This is a genomic window from Burkholderia cepacia GG4 (assembly GCF_000292915.1).
GTDB lineage: Bacteria > Pseudomonadota > Gammaproteobacteria > Burkholderiales > Burkholderiaceae > Burkholderia > Burkholderia cepacia_D.
The window spans coordinates 2,830,054-2,845,064 of the sequence record NC_018514.1 but is presented as its reverse complement, the minus strand read 5'-3'; the positions used below and the strand labels follow the sequence as shown (position 1 = coordinate 2,845,064).

The window sequence follows — 15,011 nt, the reverse complement described above, 5'->3', positions numbered from 1 at the left end:
ATGTGCTTTTAAGTTTCGCTTAATTCTGGGTTGAGAGGATGCTCTCACCCCCCCTGTTGGCCGCCTGAGCATCGGCGGCTTTTTTTTTAGACCTACTGCGGCACCGCCATCAACTGCCCACAAGACAGGATCGGAGGCCAAGATGATCGAAGATACCGTTTACAGCCATCTGCACGCGATTCTGACGCGCCAGCATTCGCTTCCGGTCCAGAGTTGCCGCGTGTCGGTGGAAATGCAGCGTCCGTGGGGCCGCCCGTACCGGCTCGTCGAATGGACGATGCATCTCGACGCGCCCGCGCGGCGCCAGATCGTGCCGGCCGAATCGACCGATGAAGAGATCGCCGAGGTCGTCGCGTCGCATGTGCCCGGCCGCCTGTACGGCGACGGCCGGCTGCAGTTCTGACGGCCCCCTTCGTCCCGCTGCTGCCCGCATCGCGGCCGGCTCGCACGCGCCGTGCGGCACTCGGTCTCGTTTGACGCGGCAATGAAGTCTGCTACGCTGCGCGTTTTCGCCCACGCCCCACACGATGGAAAACGCATTCAACGAACGCGGCGTCATGGTCACCCGCAGCGGCCTGTCCGCCGCCGGGCAAGTGTTCCCGCTGCGTGACATCCGCAACGTCGATGTCGTCAAGATCCCGAAGAATCGCCTCGTGCCGTGGCTGATCTCGCTGACCGGCGCGGCCACCGCCATCGCCGGCGGCATCGGCGCATCGAGCGCGGCGCTCGTCGTCGGCGTGATGCTCGCCGTCGTCGGCTATCTCGCCTGGACCACCCAGGACGTCACGTACCGGCTGATGGTCGAGATGCCCGACGGCAAGCGTGAAGCGCTGTCGAGCGTCGACGCCGCGTTCGTCGAGCACGTCGCGCAGGTCGTACGCGACGCGCGGGCGGCGACGGCCGCCGGCTGAGTCCCGCTGCGTGCGCCGACCACCTACTATTCAATGAGCGGCACGCCGCCGCATCGTTCGAGGAGGTCGGCATGAACCCCCAATCGCTGTCCGGCATGCTGCGCGCGCAGGAACTGCTGCTCGTCTCGATGATCCGTGCGCTTCCGCCCGACGCCCGCAGCGCGCTCGTCGAGCTCTACGCCGAACAGCTCGCGTTCGCCGAACAGGCCGGCTTCGAAGGCCACGGCGATCGCGCGACTCACGATGCGTTCATCGCACATGCGCGCAACCTGCTGATTCGCCTCGAATCGCTGGCCTAGGGCCGGCCCCGGCCCGTTTCTCCCGAATGCTTCCGCGCGCGGCTCGCACGAACCGCGCAGGCAGGCGCTCGCCCGAGCGACCCGCGGTCCTGCCTTGAGTTGACAATAATTCTCATTTACGCTGAAAAAGTTATCCGTTTCCTTTCATTTCCAGGAGCGCACGTTCGGCGGCTCGGCGTTCGCCGAAAGCGGCTTCTCGACCGGCCCGCCCGCGACGGCGTCACGGTACGCGAGCTCAAGCGCTACGACGGATTCGCGTACCGGATCTATGTCGGCGTCGATCCGGAGGGGAATGTCTTGCAGGTCATGCAGCTCGATTGAATTGCGACGCGACGCGGGGTGTGCATCCGCGTGCCGCGTCCCCTCAAGCCGCCCCGTCACTCAATGCTCGACGTCCGCGACGCCGAACGTGCGCATCTTCCACCCGAGCCGCACGGCCAGCATCCGCATCGAGAAGCCCGCCGCCAGCGCGACCACCGTCGCGACGCCAGCGTCGATGCCCAGATGCTGGATCCCGACGTAGAGCGTGCCGGTGACGAACGCGACGCTCGCGTACAGCTCCTCGCGCAGGATCAGCGGCATCTCGTTGCACAGCAGGTCGCGCAGCATCCCGCCGCACACGCCGGTGATCGCACCGGCCAGCACGACGATGATCGGCGCGGTGCCCGTCGACGCGCCGATGTCGCAGCCGATGATCGTGAACGCCGCGAGGCCGATCGCGTCGACCGTGACGAACAGCGTCTTCATGCGCGCGACGTGCCGCGCAGCCCACGACGCGACGGTGGCCGCGGCGAGCGTGATCACGAGGTACTCGGGATGCGCGATCCAGCCGAGCGGATAGTGACCGAGCAGCACGTCGCGCACGGTGCCGCCGCCGAGCGCGGTCACCGCGCCGACGAGTGCGAGCCCGAAGCGGTCCATCCCGCGCCGCATGCCCATCAGCGCGCCCGACATCGCTTCCGCGACGATCGCAAGCAGATAAAGCGTATGCATCGCGTGCCTCAGTCTTCGGTACGGAACAGGTCGAGCACGCGTTCGCGCTCGGCCGCATCGACGGCCGCGGGCATCGGCTCGTCGCGCTCGTCGTGATCGCCCGACGCCTCGGAAGCCGGCGCACCGCCGCAGGCAAAACGGCTGCGGATGAACGGCGGCACGTCGGCCGTGCACGTGCCGCGGGTGTATTCGGCGTACACGAAATCACCGTCGACGAGCGCGACGTCCTGCGGCGGCGTCGCATCGACCGGCGTGCGTCCGTCGACGGCCGCCTTCATGTAGTCGAGCCAGACTGGCAGCGCAAGCGTCCCGCCGGTCGCGCGCCCCATCGGGCGCGGCGTGTCGTGGCCGAGCCATGCGACCGCGACGATACCCGACGAATAGCCGGCGAACCACACGTCCTTCGAGCCGTTCGACGTGCCGGTCTTGCCGGCTGCGTCGTCGCGGCGCAGCGCGAGCGCGCCGCGCGCGGTGCCGGCGCGCACGACGTCGCGCAGCATGCTGTCCATCACGAACGCGTTGCGCGCCGACACGACGCGCGTGCCGTCCGGCGCCGGCGCGTCGTACAGCGCGCCGCCGTGACGCTGCTGCACCGACAGGATCAGCCGCGGTACCCTCCGCATGCCGCCGTTCGCGAACACACCGTACGCGCTCGCAAGTTCGAGCGGCGTCACGGCGCCCGCGCCGAGCGCGAGCGGCAGCGACGCCGGATTACGCTGCGCATCGAAACCGAAGCCCACCGCATGCTGCTGCACGTAGCGCGCGTCGGCCGCCTGCATCAGGCTGACCGCAACGAGATTCTTCGAGCGCACGAGCCCGCGCCGCACCGGGATGAAGCCTTCGTAGCGGTTGCCGAAATTGCGCGGACGCCACGGCCGCGCACCGGTTTCAGCAGGCGTGAGCGTGCGCTGTGTGTCGTCGACCAGCACGCCCGGGAAGTAGCCCTTCTCCAGCGCCGCCGAGTAGACGAATGGCTTGAAGCTCGAACCCGGCTGGCGATACGCCTGCAGCGCGTGGTCGAACCCATTGCGGTTGAAATCCGCGCCGCCGACGAGCGCGAGCATGTCGCCCGTCGCCGCATCCAGCGACACGAGCGCGCCTTCGAGCCCGTTGCGCGCATCGCGCTGCGCAGGCTGTCGGCGCAGCGTGCGGTCGAGTGCGGTTTCGGCCGCGCGCTGGTCGCGCATCGAGATCGTCGTCGTCACGTCGAGGCCGAGCGTATAGGCATCGTCGTGAAAGCGCTCGACCATCATGCGGCGCGCACGCTCCGCGACGTACGGCGCCGCAATGATGCCGGGCGGCGGCGTGGTCGCCAGCGCGATCGGCGCGGCGACGGCCGCGCGGTAGGTCGCGTCGTCGAGCTCGCCGAGCGCATGCATGCGGCCGAGCACGTAGTTGCGCCGGGCAGTCGCGCGCGCCGGGTTGACGACCGGGTTGAACGCCGACGGCGCCTTCGGCAGCCCGGCGAGCACGGCCGCCTCGCCCGCGCTCAGCGCTTCGAGCGGCTTGCCGAAATACACGTTCGCGGCCGCCGCGAAGCCATACGCGCGCTCGCCGAGATAGATCTGGTTCATGTACAGCTCGAGCAGCTTGTCCTTGCTGTATTCGCGTTCGAGCTTGATGGCCGTCAGGATCTCGGCGAGCTTGCGGCTCAGCACCTTGTCGCGCGTCAGGTAGAAGTTGCGCGCGACCTGCATCGTGATCGTGCTGGCGCCCTGCCCCGGCTGCCCCGTCACGACGTTCGCGAACGTCGCGCGCGCGAGGCCGCCGACGTCGATCGCGCCATGCCGGTAGAACTTCGCGTCTTCGGCCGCGAGCAGCGCCTGCCGCATCAGCGGCGGAATGCGTTCGAGCGGCACGAACTCGCGGCGCTCGATGCCGTATTCAGCCAGCAGCTCGCCGCCGCGCGCGAATATCCGCAGCGGCAGCGCAGGCCGATAGACGGCCAAATGTTCGACGGACGGCAGTTGCGTCCAGATGCGATGGATCGTCCATGCGCCGATGCCCGCGCACGCGAGCGTCAGGCCGAGCAGCGCGCCCGCGAGCATGCGCCAGGCACGGCGCGGCGACGCAGGAGGTGGTGCCGGGGGCGGCGGAGGGGTAGCGGTGTGGTCGGTCATGCAGGCTCCTTCTTCGATGCGGCGACAGCGGGCGCTCGAGTGGCGCCCGTCGGTCACGAAAGGCGCGCATTGTCGAAGGGATGCCGGGATACCGGAACATTCTTTAGCCAAAGTTTGGCTGGCTAAATTTTATTTAGGAAAGGATGGGAGGCGCCGGTGGCAACCTCGGCTGAACCGCATCGTCAATGAAAAAGCCCGCCGGCAGGCACCGGCGGGCTGTTCGATCCGACGCGCGCGACGTTTAGCGCGCGGGGTTCAGCGTCAGGTTCATGTGACGGTTCACATCCTTGTACAGCAGGTAACGGAAGCGGCCAGGGCCACCCGAATAGCATGCCTGCGGGCAGAACGCGCGCAGCCACATGAAGTCGCCTGCTTCCACCTCGACCCAGTCCTGGTTCAGGCGATAGACGGCCTTGCCTTCGAGCACGTACAGGCCATGCTCCATCACGTGCGTCTCGGCGAACGGAATCACGCCGCCCGGCTCGAACGTCACGATGTTCACGTGCATGTCGTGACGCATGTCGCTCATGTCGACGAAGCGCGTCGTCACCCATGCACCGTTGGTGCCCGGCATCGGGATCGGCTCGACGTCCTGCTCGTTGGTCACGAACGCTTCCGGCAGCGGAATGCCGTCGACGACCTGGTAGTGCTTGCGGACCCAGTGGAAACGCACGGCGGCATCGCTGACGTTGTGCAGCGTCCAGTCGGCGCCCGGCGGAATGAATGCGTAGCCGCCCGGCTTCAGCGTGTGCTTGTTGCCCTGCAGCGTCAGCTCGGCCTCGCCTTCGACGACGAACAGCACGGCTTCGGCGTTCTTGTCCTGCTCCGGCTTGTCGCTGCCGCCGCCCGGGTTCACTTCGACGATGTACTGCGAGAAGGTCTCGGCGAAACCCGACAGCGGACGCGCGATCACCCACAGGCGCGTGTTGGTCCAGAACGGCAGCCAGCTCGTGACGATGTCGCGCATCACTCCCTTCGGAATGACCGCGTACGCCTCGGTGAACATCGCGCGATCGGTCAGCAGATCGGTCTGCGGCGGGTGGCCGCCATGCGGCGCGTAATACGTTGTCTTAGACATAAAGCATCCAGGCAATGGGTTGGTCCGGCCCCGGGGATCAACGGCAGCCGCAGCATCATGCGCGTGGGGCACGCATGCGGCGGCGGAACATCGTTGCCGGGGTGGCTTGAAAGCGCGGGCGCCTTCGTTCGGTCGGCCAGGCTTCGCGACGGGTCCGTCCGGTTCAGCGGGCGGGGCGACCCATGCTTGTGGGTCCGGCGGCCGGGCCGCGGACACTCGGGTCATGCGGCGGGGCACGGGGGACCGCACGGTTCGATTCCGTACGCGGGCAGCGTTGACGATAGCGAAGACGATCCTGATCGACCAATTAAATGTTGCGATGACATCCATTCGATTTCTCACTACCGGCCCGCGCCCGCGACGGCCGGTTGACGCGTGTCGCGAGCGGCCCGCGCATCAGGGAAATCCTGATGGCCGGATGGATTTCAACGGCTCGCTGGAACGATGCCGGTGACGCGTCCGAGCGCGTCGAACGCAGCCATCGAGGCTCAGTCGCGATACACGCGGTTACGCAAATGAAGGATGACCCGGACAGTCGACGCGCGCGTGGCGACAGACCGCCGCGTGCGGACCACGCGCGATGATCCGGCCGCGCTCGGCCGGCGTGTCGACAACGAGACGAATGGCGCGAGCCGACCCTGCCCGAGTGCAGTTCAATGCAACTGGCGATGTCGTCGATCAGGGGGAGAGGTGCAGCGGGAGGGAGCGTGCCGGCCCGTCGAGCGGGGCTGGGCAGGGACTGCTGAAGGGGGTGAAACTCGCCGGACTTGCCGGCGATGGCGGCCCGGCTGAGGCCGCCGGGCCGGCGGTCGGATCGGGTGCCGACGCGTCGGGCGCGCCGGTGCGCAAGCCGCGCACCGTGCCGCGCCCGCGGCAATCAGTCCCAGTCGCGGTGATGGCGATGCTTGTGGTGACGATAGCCGCGATCGCCACGATCGCCGCGGTCGTACGAGTTGCGCGACAGGTTGCCGCCGAGCGCCGCGCCGGCGCCGCCGCCGACGGCCGCGCCCAGCAGGCCGCCGGTGCGGCCGCCCATCGCGTTGCCTGCCGCGGTACCCGCGCCGCCACCGAGGGCGCCGCCGATGATCGCACCGGTGCGTTCGCGACGGTTCGACGTCACCGCGCCACCCGCGCCGCCGCCGATCGCGCCGCCGATCACGGAGCCCGTGCTGCCGCCGACTGCGCCGCCGACCGCTGCGCCGGCGACCCCGCCGAGCGCGCCGCCGAGCGCGTTGTTCATGTCACCGGCCAATGCCGGCACTGCGGTCGCGCCGGTCAGCACGGCAACGACGAGAGCGGGGGCGATTTTCTTCCACATTCCCGTATTCTTCCTTGTTCGCAATCTGGTTATTGAAGGTCCGCTCGATACGACGATCTGAATCGATCGACGTCGACTCCGGCATTGTGCCGAATCCCGGACCAATTCATTTCAATGAGCTTGCGGCGAAGAATAGCACCGGTCGAACCTCCTTGCCGTCGACATTCTGGTAACAAGTTGTTTACCGAAACAGGGCCCGAAAATCTCGGCGGAAACCCGTGCGAAGCCCGCCGGCAAGGGCTCATACCGGGGTCCGGCCCCGCGGAATCACATCCGGGAACGCGCCCGCGCCGCGCGTTCGGACACACGTGGCAACACATCGGGCGAGCGGCGCGCGCCGGGCCGGCGCGACCCGGCCGTTCCGGCGCCATGGAGGGTCAGTACACGCCGGGAAGCAGCCTCCAGGTATGCGCGCAATACGCGTCGTATTCGGCGCCGAATTGCGCGCGCAGCAGCGCTTCCTCGGAACGGATGCGGGCGACGAGCGGCACCATCGTCAGCGCGACGAGCAGCAGCCCGACGCCCGAACGGAACGCGAACGCCCAGCCGATCGAATTGACCACCAGGCCGAGATAGCTCGGGTTGCGGATGCGGCGGTAGATGCCGCCCGTCACGAGCGTGTGACCCGGCTGGATCGCGACGAGCCCGCTGAAGCGCTTGCCGAGCACGAACACGGGCCAGATGCGCAGCACCCCGCCCGCGACAAACAGCACGACGCCGATCCAGCGCACCGTGTCGCCGCCGAAGGTCCACACCTCGAGCCGGTCGGTCAGCGCGGGCAGATAGGCCTGCAGGAAGCCGCTCGCCGCGAATGCCGCGAGCACCCAGCGGTTGTCGCGGTTCTCGCGTTCGCCGGCGCTCAGGTTGCCTTCGGTAAACAGCGCGGCGACGGCCAGCGCGAGCGTCGCGACGACGATCACGGTCAGTTGCGGATGCGAGAAGAATGCGGCGAACCCGCCGATGCCGAGCACGGCGAGCCCGAGATAGACGAGCGTGGAGACGCTCGACACGATTGCGACCTTGCGCGTCACGGCCATGGCAGCCTCGCCGGGGTGGGCTTTCCTGTGAAGTATAGGAACCCGGGCGAGCGATGCGCACCCGCGCCGTCATGCGACGCGCGCGTCGTCCCTGCGGGAAGCGGCGGCAGCGCGTCGAGCGACGCGGCCGGGCGACCCGCGGGCCCCGCCCGCGCGCGCCGCGTGCTCAGCGGATGCGGAAGTTGCCGCCGATCCCGACACTGACGGGCGGGGCGTAATACGCGGGCGCATAGCCGTAGTAGGCCGGTGCGGGTGCGTAGCCGTAAGGCGGCGCGACGTAGCAGCCGGACAGACCGGCGATCAGCGCAAACGTGATGAGAACTTTGTACATGGCTCGATTCCCGGCGAAGAGGACACATGGCACCTTGCGAAGGCCGTGCCGCCGCGACCTGCGACGGCCGGCACGAAGGGGCGATCCGCCCTTCCTGTCGCTCGATGAAGCAATGCGCGGAGTCTAGCGCCGGGGCCGCCGGGCCGAGTTTCGCGAGCGGTTACACGTGTTACCTGGTGTGACCGCCGAAACAGGCTCCCGCAGTGCAGCGGCACGCGTGCGCTGCCGCCGGTCTGCGCCGCGGGCCATGCACGCGTTACACGAAACGGGCGCGGATCCGCTGCGCGACCGACTCGAGCGTCGCCGAATCGACGATGTCGCGCGCGTGCATGCGCAGCTCGACGCCTTCCCAGCGCGGGATCACGTGGAAGTGCACGTGCGGGACCGTCTGGCCTGCCGCCGCGCCGTTGAACTGGCCGATGAACACGCCGTCCGGCCCGAGCGACGCGCGCACGGCCGCCGCGACGCGCTGCGTCATGCGGATGCCGGCCGCGGCTGCGTCGCCGGACAACTCGAAGATCTGCGCGGCCGGCTCCTTCGGGATCACGAGCACGTGACCGTCGGCCTGCGGCATGAGATCCATGATCGCGAGGGTCGCGTCGTCTTCGGCGACCTTCACGCACGGCAGTTCGCCGCGCAGGATCCTGGCGAACGGGTTGTTGTTGTCATAGGACATGGCGTTTTCCGTTTTTTCCGGTTGCGGTTTGACTGGGAGCGATGCCGGACGATTATCGGCCGACGACGGGTCGGATTTCAACTTGTCAGGCCGTGTCGCCATTGCGGCGAACAATGCGCGCCGGCGCGCATGCAACAGGCGTAACGGGATGGAATATGCAGCCGTCGTCATCCGTTTACTTCGAGCGTGGGTTCGCGTTGCACGATCGCGAACCCGCGCCGGACACCCGTCGGCTGCGCAGGCCGGCAGCCGGGATGACTGATTGCGATCATCAACCGGAGTCATGCCATGGACCCTCTCCCCTCCTGTCGTTCACCCGCCCCGCCCGTCTTCGCCGCTCAGCCGCCGGTCTTCGCGCACGCCGGTCGCACGCTTGCGCGCACGCTATGCCGCGCGGCTTGCGGCGCCGGGCTGGTCGCCTTGTCGTCGGCTTTCGCGTGGGCCGGCGGCAGCGACTCCATCCTGCCGGTCTCGGCGATCACCGAGTCGACCGTGCCCGCCAATGGCGATGTCAATCCGTACGGCATCGCGTTCGTACCGCGCGGCGTGCCGAGCTGGAGCACGCTGAAACCGGGTGACGTCGTCGTGTCCAACTTCAACGCGTCGTCGAACGCGCAAGGTACCGGCACGACGATCGTGAAGCTGTCCGGCAAAACGCCGACGACGTTCTTCCAGGGCAGCAATCTCGGCCTGACGACCGCGCTCACGGTACTGCGCAGCGGCTTCGTGCTGGTCGGCAACGTCCCCGCGCCGGACGGCAAGACCGTGGTCGCCCCGGGCTCGCTGCTCGTCATCGGTCCGCAAGGCAATCTCGTCACGCAATTGTCCAGCGGCACCCTGCTCGACGGGCCGTGGGACATGACCGTGATCGACCGCAGCCCGCGCGTGACCGCGTTCGTGTCGAACGTACTGAGCGGGACGGTCGCACGGATCGAGCTGGTGATCGGCGACGACGGCGTCAGGATGCTGTCGAGCTCGCGCATCATCGCGTCGGGCTACGTGAACCGGACCGATCAGAACGCGCTCGTCGTCGGCCCGACCGGCCTCGCGTACGACCCGAACATCGACGTCCTGTATGTCGCCTCCACCGGCGACAACGCGGTGTTCGCGATCCAGAACGCCGCGACGACGAAGCGCGACGGCGGCCGCGGACGGATGATCTACTCCGACGCGGGGCACCTGCACGGCCCGCTCGCGCTGGCGCTCGCGCCGAACGGCCATCTCGTGACCGCGAATGGCGACGCCGTCAACCCCGACCCGCTGCAGCCGAGCGAGATCGTCGAATTCACGGTCGACGGGCGCTTCGTCGCGCAGATGCAGGTCGATACCGTGCCGGGGGCGGCCTTCGGGCTCGCGTTCGGGCAAGGCAGCAAGGGCCAGCCGGAATTTGCGGCCGTCGACGACAACACGAATACCGCGACGGTCTGGACCCTGCGTTCGGACAACAACAACGCACAATGACGCACCTCGCGAACGGGCCGCATGCGGCCCGTTCGAACCTGCGCGATCGACACATGCGATTCGCAGACGCCGGGCAACATGCCGCCTGATCGACGCCGCCCGGCGTCGCCAGCCCCCGCGATTGCCACCGCTTGCCCGAACCTGCGACACTGCCGGATCGTTGCCGGCCGGCACGCCACCGAGGACGCTCGCGCATGACGATCCCCTTCAAATCGCTGATCCTGCGCGGTACCGCAGTCGCGCTCGTCGCCGCGGTCGGCTACACCGGCTACATGCTGTCGCGGCTGGCACCGATCGCGACGGGCTATGCCGCGAAGGCACTGTGTTCCGGCGTGTTCGTTTCAGGCCGTCCGGCCGCGTCGGTGATCGACGTCGACATCATGGCCGGCGTGCATCCGCTGCTGAAACTGGTGCGCCCGTCGCTCGATCCCGAGCACCATCGCGCGGTCGCGACCTTCGCCGGCTTCGCGCAACGCGAGGCTGACTTCCGGCCCGGGCTCGGCTGCACGCTCGCGCTCGGGCCGTCGCCCGGCGTGCTGCCGGCCGCGCTGCCGCCCGACGCCGATCCGCCGCCCGCGCAAGCGGCAGCGGCCGTACCGCCCGCCGCCATCGACGCCAGCAAGCTGCAGACCGCGCTCGACCGCGCATTCGACGAACCCGATCCGGCGCGGCCGCGGCGCACGCGCGCGGTCGTCGTGATGTGGCGCGGCCAGGTGATCGCCGAACGGTATGCGCCCGGCTTCACGGCCGACACGCCGCTGCCCGGCTGGTCGATGACGAAGACCGTTACGGCCGCGCTGGTCGGCATGCTGGTCGCGCAACACAAGCTGTCGCCGGATTCGTCGGCGCTGCTGCCCGAATGGCGCGGCGGCGGCGATCCGCGCGCGGCGATCACGCTCGACGAGCTGCTGCGGATGACGAGCGGCCTGCAATTCAACGAGGACTACGACGATCCGCTGTCCGACGTCGCCGTGATGCTGTTCACGCAGCCCGACACCGCACGCTTCGCGTCGGCCAAGCCGCTCGCCGCGACGCCCGGCACCCGATGGCACTACTCGAGCGGCACGAGCGCGATCGTCGCGCGCGTGATGCGCGAAGCGATGGGCGGCACCGAGGACGACTACCTCGCGTTTCCGCGCCGCGCGCTGTTCGCGCCGCTCGGGATGCGCAGCGCGGTGTTCGAGCCCGATGCGGCCGGCACGCTCGGCAGTGCGTCGTTCATGTATGCGAGCGCGCGCGACTGGGCGCGCTTCGGGCAGTTGCTGCTGCAGGACGGCAGGTGGAACGGGCAGCGGCTGCTGCCGGAGGGCTGGGTGCGCTACCTGACGCGCGCGACGCCGCTATCGACGCGGAAAGAATTCGGCGCGCAGCTGTGGGTCAAGGTGCCGGAGCCGTTCAACGATCGCGATCCGCAGGCGCGCGCGATGCCGGCCGACGCGTTTCATGCGGTCGGCCATGAAGGGCAGTTCGTGAGCGTGGTGCCGAGCCGCGAGCTGGTGGTCGTGCGGCTCGGGCTGTCGCGGCCGGAATCCGCGTGGAATCACGAGGCGTTTCTCGCGCGCGTGCTCGACGCCGTGCCGGCATCCGGCACGTGACGGCCGCAGCGCGGCGGCAGCCGTCACGCCGCCGCGCTGCGCACGACATCGGGTGCGTTACGGGTTCGCGCTGCCTGCGTACTGCTGGAAGCCGTCGCGCGTCGCGAGACGGTCGATATAGCGCTTGACCGCCGGGAAATCGGGATGCTCGAACGGCGTGCCGAACCAGCGGTTCACCGACAGGCCGATCGGAATGTCGGCGAGCGTGAAGTGATCGCCGGCCACGAACGCGCCGGTCGCCTCGAGCTGCGCGTTCAGCACCTGCATGTGTTTCGTCCAGCCCGCGATCGACTGCGCGATAGCCGCTGGGTCCTGGTGATCGGGCGACTTGCGCACGAGGCCGAGGAACGCGCCGACCCACGAGCGGTTCAGGTCCGACGCCTGCCAGTCGATCCACTGATCGACCCGTGCGCGCGCCTGCGGTTCGGCCGGATAAAGCGCGTCGCCGCCGTAGCGGTTCGCGAGGTAGCGGATGATCGTGTTCGATTCCCAGAGCACGAAGTCGTCGTCCTTGATGACCGGCACGAGGCCATTCGGATTCAGCGCGAGATAGGTCGGGTCATTGGTCGTGCGAAAGCCCGCGCCCCAGTCTTCCTGTTCGAACGGCAGGTTCAGTTCGGTGCACAGCCACAGCACCTTGCGGACGTTGATGGACGGGATCTTGCCGAGGATGTGCAGCATGCAGGCTCCTTTGTGAGGTCGGATGCGGAGCGTTCGGGACGCACGGCACGTCCTGAACGCGTTCACGCCGAATTTATACACGAGCGCGCGGAAAACCGCAGGCCGAGTGTGCGAAATCGGCGTGCGGCCGATTCATCAAGTCACGCAGCGCGGGCTCGGCCGCCGGGAACCGGAACATGAATCCGTCCTGATGCAGCCGCGCCGGCATCACCCGCTGCCCGTCCAGCAGCAGTTCCGCCATCTCGCCCATCGCCACGCGCAGCGGCGCGGCCGGCACGTGCAGCCAGGCCGGGCGGCGCAGCACCTTCGCCACGACCTGGACGAACTCGCGCTGGGTCAATGGCGCGGGCGCGACCGCGTTGTAGACACCGTGCATGCGCCGAGTCGACATCGCGCGCGCGATGATCCGCAGCACGTCGTCCCGGTGAATCCAGCTCAGCACCTGCGCGCCGTCGCCGAATCGGCCGCCCATCCCGAAGTAATGCGGCAACAGCATCGGGCGCAACGCACCGCCGGGGCCGAACACGATGCCCAGCCGCAGCACCACCGCGCGGACTCCATGGCGCTCGAGCGGTTGCGCGGACTGCTCCCACTGCCGGCACAGCTCGGACATGAAACCGGTGCCGGCGCTGCTCCCCTCGTCGAGCCGTTCGTCGCCCGGCCGCACGCCGTAGTAACCGATCGCGGATGCCTGGATCCATGTGCGCGGCTTGACCTCGGCGGTGTCGACCCAGCGCATCAGCGACTGCGTGACGCCGACGCGGCTGGCAAGCAGCAACGCCTGCCGGCGCTTGCTCCAGCGCGCGCCCAGCACCGGCGCGCCCGCGAGATTGACGACCGTGTCGAAACGCTCGTGCGGCTGCAACTGTTCGACGGACGTCACGCTGCGCACGCGGCCATGAAACAGGTACGCCGCGCGTAGCGGATCGCGCGCCAGCAACGTGACCGTATGCCCTGCATCGAGCAGCTGGTTCACGAGGGTTTCACCGATAAAGCCGGTCCCGCCGGTGACCAGCACGGTGCCGGGTGGCAGCCCCGCGAACGGATTGGCGACCAGCGCGCGCCGTGCGATGCGGCATGCGGCGATCGCGTCGCGCAGACCGGATACCGTCACGCCGACGGCAAACACGCTGAGCAGCCAGCCGCGCCAGCCGAGGTCGAGCGCCCGCAGCGCGGTCGGTTCGTGCGCCCACGCGGCCAGCTGCATCGCGATCATCCCGAACAGCGCGCCGCCGTTGACGGCCAGCAGCGTGTGCAGCACGCGCTCGGTCGCCGGCAGCTTGCGGCTCTGGTCCTCGACGACGAAATCCCACAACGTGAGCACCACTTCGACGAGTAACACGGCCGTGAGGACCGCGACCCAGGCGCCGTGCAAGGCGACGTTCGCGATCGATGCGAACACGAGACCGTAGAGCACGGAACGCACCGCATGTATCGCCAGCTCGAGCCGCGCGCGCGGGCGGTGCGGCAGGTCCTGCGTGAGTTCGTGGTGATAAAGCGTATCGAATGCGCCCATCGCGCCCTGCACGATCAGCAGGTCGAGCGCCCAGTCGAAAGCAGGCAAGGTGTTCATACGGTATCCCTCCTCCACAGCCAGACCAGCGGCGGCACCATCGCGACGAGCGCGGCAACATCGATCGCCACGTGGCGCCATACCTGCGCCTGCAACGACAACAGCATGTCCTGCGGCGCCCAGATCAACAGTCCGGCCAGCAGCCATCCCCACACTTCGCGCCTGCGCAGCCGGTTACCGAGGTGGACGAGCGCCAGCATCCAGACCGACGCGCATTGGACCGTCGCGCCGATCAAGGCCATCCACCAGATCTGCTGGGCACGCGCCTCCACGGGCGCCGCGCCTGCCCAGAAATACAGCTCGACGCCGCGGTGATACGCGTCGAGCCACGCCGCGCCGGCGCCCCACGGAACGGCCGCGCCGACGAGCAGATGCACGATCGCCGTGCCGTACATCCAGCGCACCACGGTGCGGCGCGCGCGGTCGCCCACCGACCGCTCCGCCCCCGTGCCGTCGGCAGACTCGCCCAACCCGCACGCCGCCCCGTCGCAGCGCGCTGGCGCATGATGGCCGAGCCAGCGCGAAACGGCATGCCGGTTGCGTGCGAAGCGACGATATAGCGGCGCGAGCGCCTTGCGCATGGCCGGCACGCGAAGCAGCCACACGGGCCAGCGGCGCCCGACCAGCGTATAGGCTGCCAGGATGCCGTCCACGCCGGTCAGCATGCGTCCGTCGGGCAAGCGCGCGTGCAGCTCGCGATTCAGTGCGGACAGGTCGACGCCCAGCGGCGCCGGATCGAAGCCCGGCTCGGCGATATCGACGAAAGCCAGCCGGTGTCGCGCGTCCCGGGCCCCGAGACGCCGTATTTGCGCGACACACAACGGACACCGTCCGTCGAAGTACAGCACCAGTTCACTTGATCTCATGATTTGCACTCCTTCTTTTTATTGCCAGCATCGTGAAACGATCGATCGACTGCGTTCGACTGCGCCGCACCG

15 protein-coding genes and 1 pseudogene are annotated in these 15,011 nt (G+C 68.7%); 6 read left to right on the top strand and 10 right to left on the bottom strand.

Going from position 1 to position 15,011, the window contains the following annotated elements; all coding sequences use genetic code 11:
* The first annotated feature begins 142 nt into the window (after positions 1-142).
* From GEM_RS28485 to GEM_RS32470, 4 genes and pseudogenes are all read left to right on the top strand, one after another.
* A complete protein-coding gene (locus GEM_RS28485) occupies positions 143-403 on the top strand; it encodes a DUF2866 domain-containing protein (protein WP_006757196.1) in 261 nt (86 codons plus the stop codon).
* Positions 404-527: 124 nt separating this feature from the next.
* Positions 528-911, top strand: coding sequence for a DUF6232 family protein (locus GEM_RS28480; protein ID WP_014900900.1), 384 nt, complete (start codon positions 528-530; stop codon positions 909-911).
* A gap of 71 nt (positions 912-982) precedes the next feature.
* Positions 983-1,210: a hypothetical protein gene (locus tag GEM_RS28475; protein ID WP_014900899.1), complete on the top strand. Its 228-nt coding sequence runs from the start codon at positions 983-985 to the stop codon at positions 1,208-1,210.
* 198 nt (positions 1,211-1,408) lie between these two features.
* Positions 1,409-1,531, top strand: a pseudogene (locus GEM_RS32470) (VOC family protein); the annotation flags it as partial.
* 60 nt (positions 1,532-1,591) lie between these two features.
* On the opposite strand, the gene GEM_RS28465 reads toward GEM_RS32470, so the two are convergent.
* From GEM_RS28465 to GEM_RS28440, 7 genes are all read right to left on the bottom strand, one after another.
* Positions 1,592-2,203, bottom strand: coding sequence for a trimeric intracellular cation channel family protein (locus GEM_RS28465; protein ID WP_014900898.1), 612 nt, complete (start codon positions 2,201-2,203; stop codon positions 1,592-1,594).
* Positions 2,204-2,211: 8 nt separating this feature from the next.
* Positions 2,212-4,323, bottom strand: a complete 2,112-nt coding sequence (locus GEM_RS28460) for a penicillin-binding protein 1A (protein WP_014900897.1) — start codon at positions 4,321-4,323, stop codon at positions 2,212-2,214.
* Between the two features lie 241 nt (positions 4,324-4,564).
* The gene (locus GEM_RS28455) at positions 4,565-5,401 is read right to left on the bottom strand and encodes a bifunctional allantoicase/(S)-ureidoglycine aminohydrolase (protein ID WP_014900896.1); all 837 of its coding nucleotides are present in this window, start codon (positions 5,399-5,401) and stop codon (positions 4,565-4,567) included.
* An 877-nt stretch (positions 5,402-6,278) separates the two neighbouring features.
* Positions 6,279-6,719 (bottom strand): hypothetical protein, encoded by a 441-nt coding sequence (locus tag GEM_RS28450; RefSeq protein ID WP_014900895.1) that lies wholly within the window; start codon positions 6,717-6,719, stop codon positions 6,279-6,281.
* A gap of 377 nt (positions 6,720-7,096) precedes the next feature.
* Positions 7,097-7,756 carry a methyltransferase family protein gene (locus tag GEM_RS28445; protein ID WP_014900894.1) on the bottom strand — a complete coding sequence of 220 codons (660 nt, stop codon included), beginning with the start codon at positions 7,754-7,756 and terminating at the stop codon, positions 7,097-7,099.
* Between the two features lie 166 nt (positions 7,757-7,922).
* Positions 7,923-8,087: a hypothetical protein gene (locus GEM_RS32050; RefSeq protein ID WP_014900893.1), complete on the bottom strand. Its 165-nt coding sequence runs from the start codon at positions 8,085-8,087 to the stop codon at positions 7,923-7,925.
* 256 nt (positions 8,088-8,343) lie between these two features.
* A complete protein-coding gene (locus tag GEM_RS28440; protein WP_014900892.1) occupies positions 8,344-8,763 on the bottom strand; it encodes an HIT family protein in 420 nt (139 codons plus the stop codon).
* A 288-nt stretch (positions 8,764-9,051) separates the two neighbouring features.
* Between GEM_RS28440 and GEM_RS28435 the strand changes: the two genes are divergently transcribed.
* Together GEM_RS28435 and GEM_RS28430 are read left to right on the top strand one after the other, a co-directional pair.
* Positions 9,052-10,224, top strand: coding sequence for a hypothetical protein (locus GEM_RS28435; RefSeq protein ID WP_014900891.1), 1,173 nt, complete (start codon positions 9,052-9,054; stop codon positions 10,222-10,224).
* A gap of 194 nt (positions 10,225-10,418) precedes the next feature.
* Positions 10,419-11,819, top strand: coding sequence for a serine hydrolase domain-containing protein (locus GEM_RS28430; RefSeq protein WP_014900890.1), 1,401 nt, complete (start codon positions 10,419-10,421; stop codon positions 11,817-11,819).
* 57 nt (positions 11,820-11,876) lie between these two features.
* Here GEM_RS28430 and GEM_RS28425 read toward each other — a convergent pair whose 3' ends face one another.
* The 3 genes from GEM_RS28425 to GEM_RS28415 form a co-directional block, all read right to left on the bottom strand.
* On the bottom strand, positions 11,877-12,500 hold the full coding sequence (locus GEM_RS28425) for a glutathione S-transferase family protein (protein WP_014900889.1): 624 nt from the start codon (positions 12,498-12,500) through the stop codon (positions 11,877-11,879).
* A 73-nt stretch (positions 12,501-12,573) separates the two neighbouring features.
* On the bottom strand, positions 12,574-14,073 hold the full coding sequence (locus GEM_RS28420; protein ID WP_014900888.1) for a TIGR01777 family oxidoreductase: 1,500 nt from the start codon (positions 14,071-14,073) through the stop codon (positions 12,574-12,576).
* Positions 14,070-14,939: a thiol-disulfide oxidoreductase DCC family protein gene (locus GEM_RS28415; RefSeq protein ID WP_014900887.1), complete on the bottom strand. Its 870-nt coding sequence runs from the start codon at positions 14,937-14,939 to the stop codon at positions 14,070-14,072. Before GEM_RS28415 ends, GEM_RS28420 begins: the two co-directional genes overlap by 4 nt.
* Positions 14,940-15,011: the final 72 nt, after the last annotated feature.

What these genes read in the sequence shown, in the direction of transcription:
- GEM_RS28485 (WP_006757196.1), top strand. Translation starts at nt 143, where the DNA reads ATGATCGAAGATACCGTTTACAGCCATCTGCACGCGATTCTGACGCGC.
- GEM_RS28480 (WP_014900900.1), top strand. Translation starts at nt 528, where the DNA reads ATGGAAAACGCATTCAACGAACGCGGCGTCATGGTCACCCGCAGCGGC.
- GEM_RS28475 (WP_014900899.1), top strand. Translation starts at nt 983, where the DNA reads ATGAACCCCCAATCGCTGTCCGGCATGCTGCGCGCGCAGGAACTGCTG.
- GEM_RS28465 (WP_014900898.1), bottom strand. Translation starts at nt 2,203, where the DNA reads ATGCATACGCTTTATCTGCTTGCGATCGTCGCGGAAGCGATGTCGGGC.
- GEM_RS28460 (WP_014900897.1), bottom strand. Translation starts at nt 4,323, where the DNA reads ATGACCGACCACACCGCTACCCCTCCGCCGCCCCCGGCACCACCTCCT.
- GEM_RS28455 (WP_014900896.1), bottom strand. Translation starts at nt 5,401, where the DNA reads ATGTCTAAGACAACGTATTACGCGCCGCATGGCGGCCACCCGCCGCAG.
- GEM_RS28450 (WP_014900895.1), bottom strand. Translation starts at nt 6,719, where the DNA reads ATGTGGAAGAAAATCGCCCCCGCTCTCGTCGTTGCCGTGCTGACCGGC.
- GEM_RS28445 (WP_014900894.1), bottom strand. Translation starts at nt 7,756, where the DNA reads ATGGCCGTGACGCGCAAGGTCGCAATCGTGTCGAGCGTCTCCACGCTC.
- GEM_RS32050 (WP_014900893.1), bottom strand. Translation starts at nt 8,087, where the DNA reads ATGTACAAAGTTCTCATCACGTTTGCGCTGATCGCCGGTCTGTCCGGC.
- GEM_RS28440 (WP_014900892.1), bottom strand. Translation starts at nt 8,763, where the DNA reads ATGTCCTATGACAACAACAACCCGTTCGCCAGGATCCTGCGCGGCGAA.
- GEM_RS28435 (WP_014900891.1), top strand. Translation starts at nt 9,052, where the DNA reads ATGGACCCTCTCCCCTCCTGTCGTTCACCCGCCCCGCCCGTCTTCGCC.
- GEM_RS28430 (WP_014900890.1), top strand. Translation starts at nt 10,419, where the DNA reads ATGACGATCCCCTTCAAATCGCTGATCCTGCGCGGTACCGCAGTCGCG.
- GEM_RS28425 (WP_014900889.1), bottom strand. Translation starts at nt 12,500, where the DNA reads ATGCTGCACATCCTCGGCAAGATCCCGTCCATCAACGTCCGCAAGGTG.
- GEM_RS28420 (WP_014900888.1), bottom strand. Translation starts at nt 14,073, where the DNA reads ATGAACACCTTGCCTGCTTTCGACTGGGCGCTCGACCTGCTGATCGTG.
- GEM_RS28415 (WP_014900887.1), bottom strand. Translation starts at nt 14,939, where the DNA reads ATGAGATCAAGTGAACTGGTGCTGTACTTCGACGGACGGTGTCCGTTG.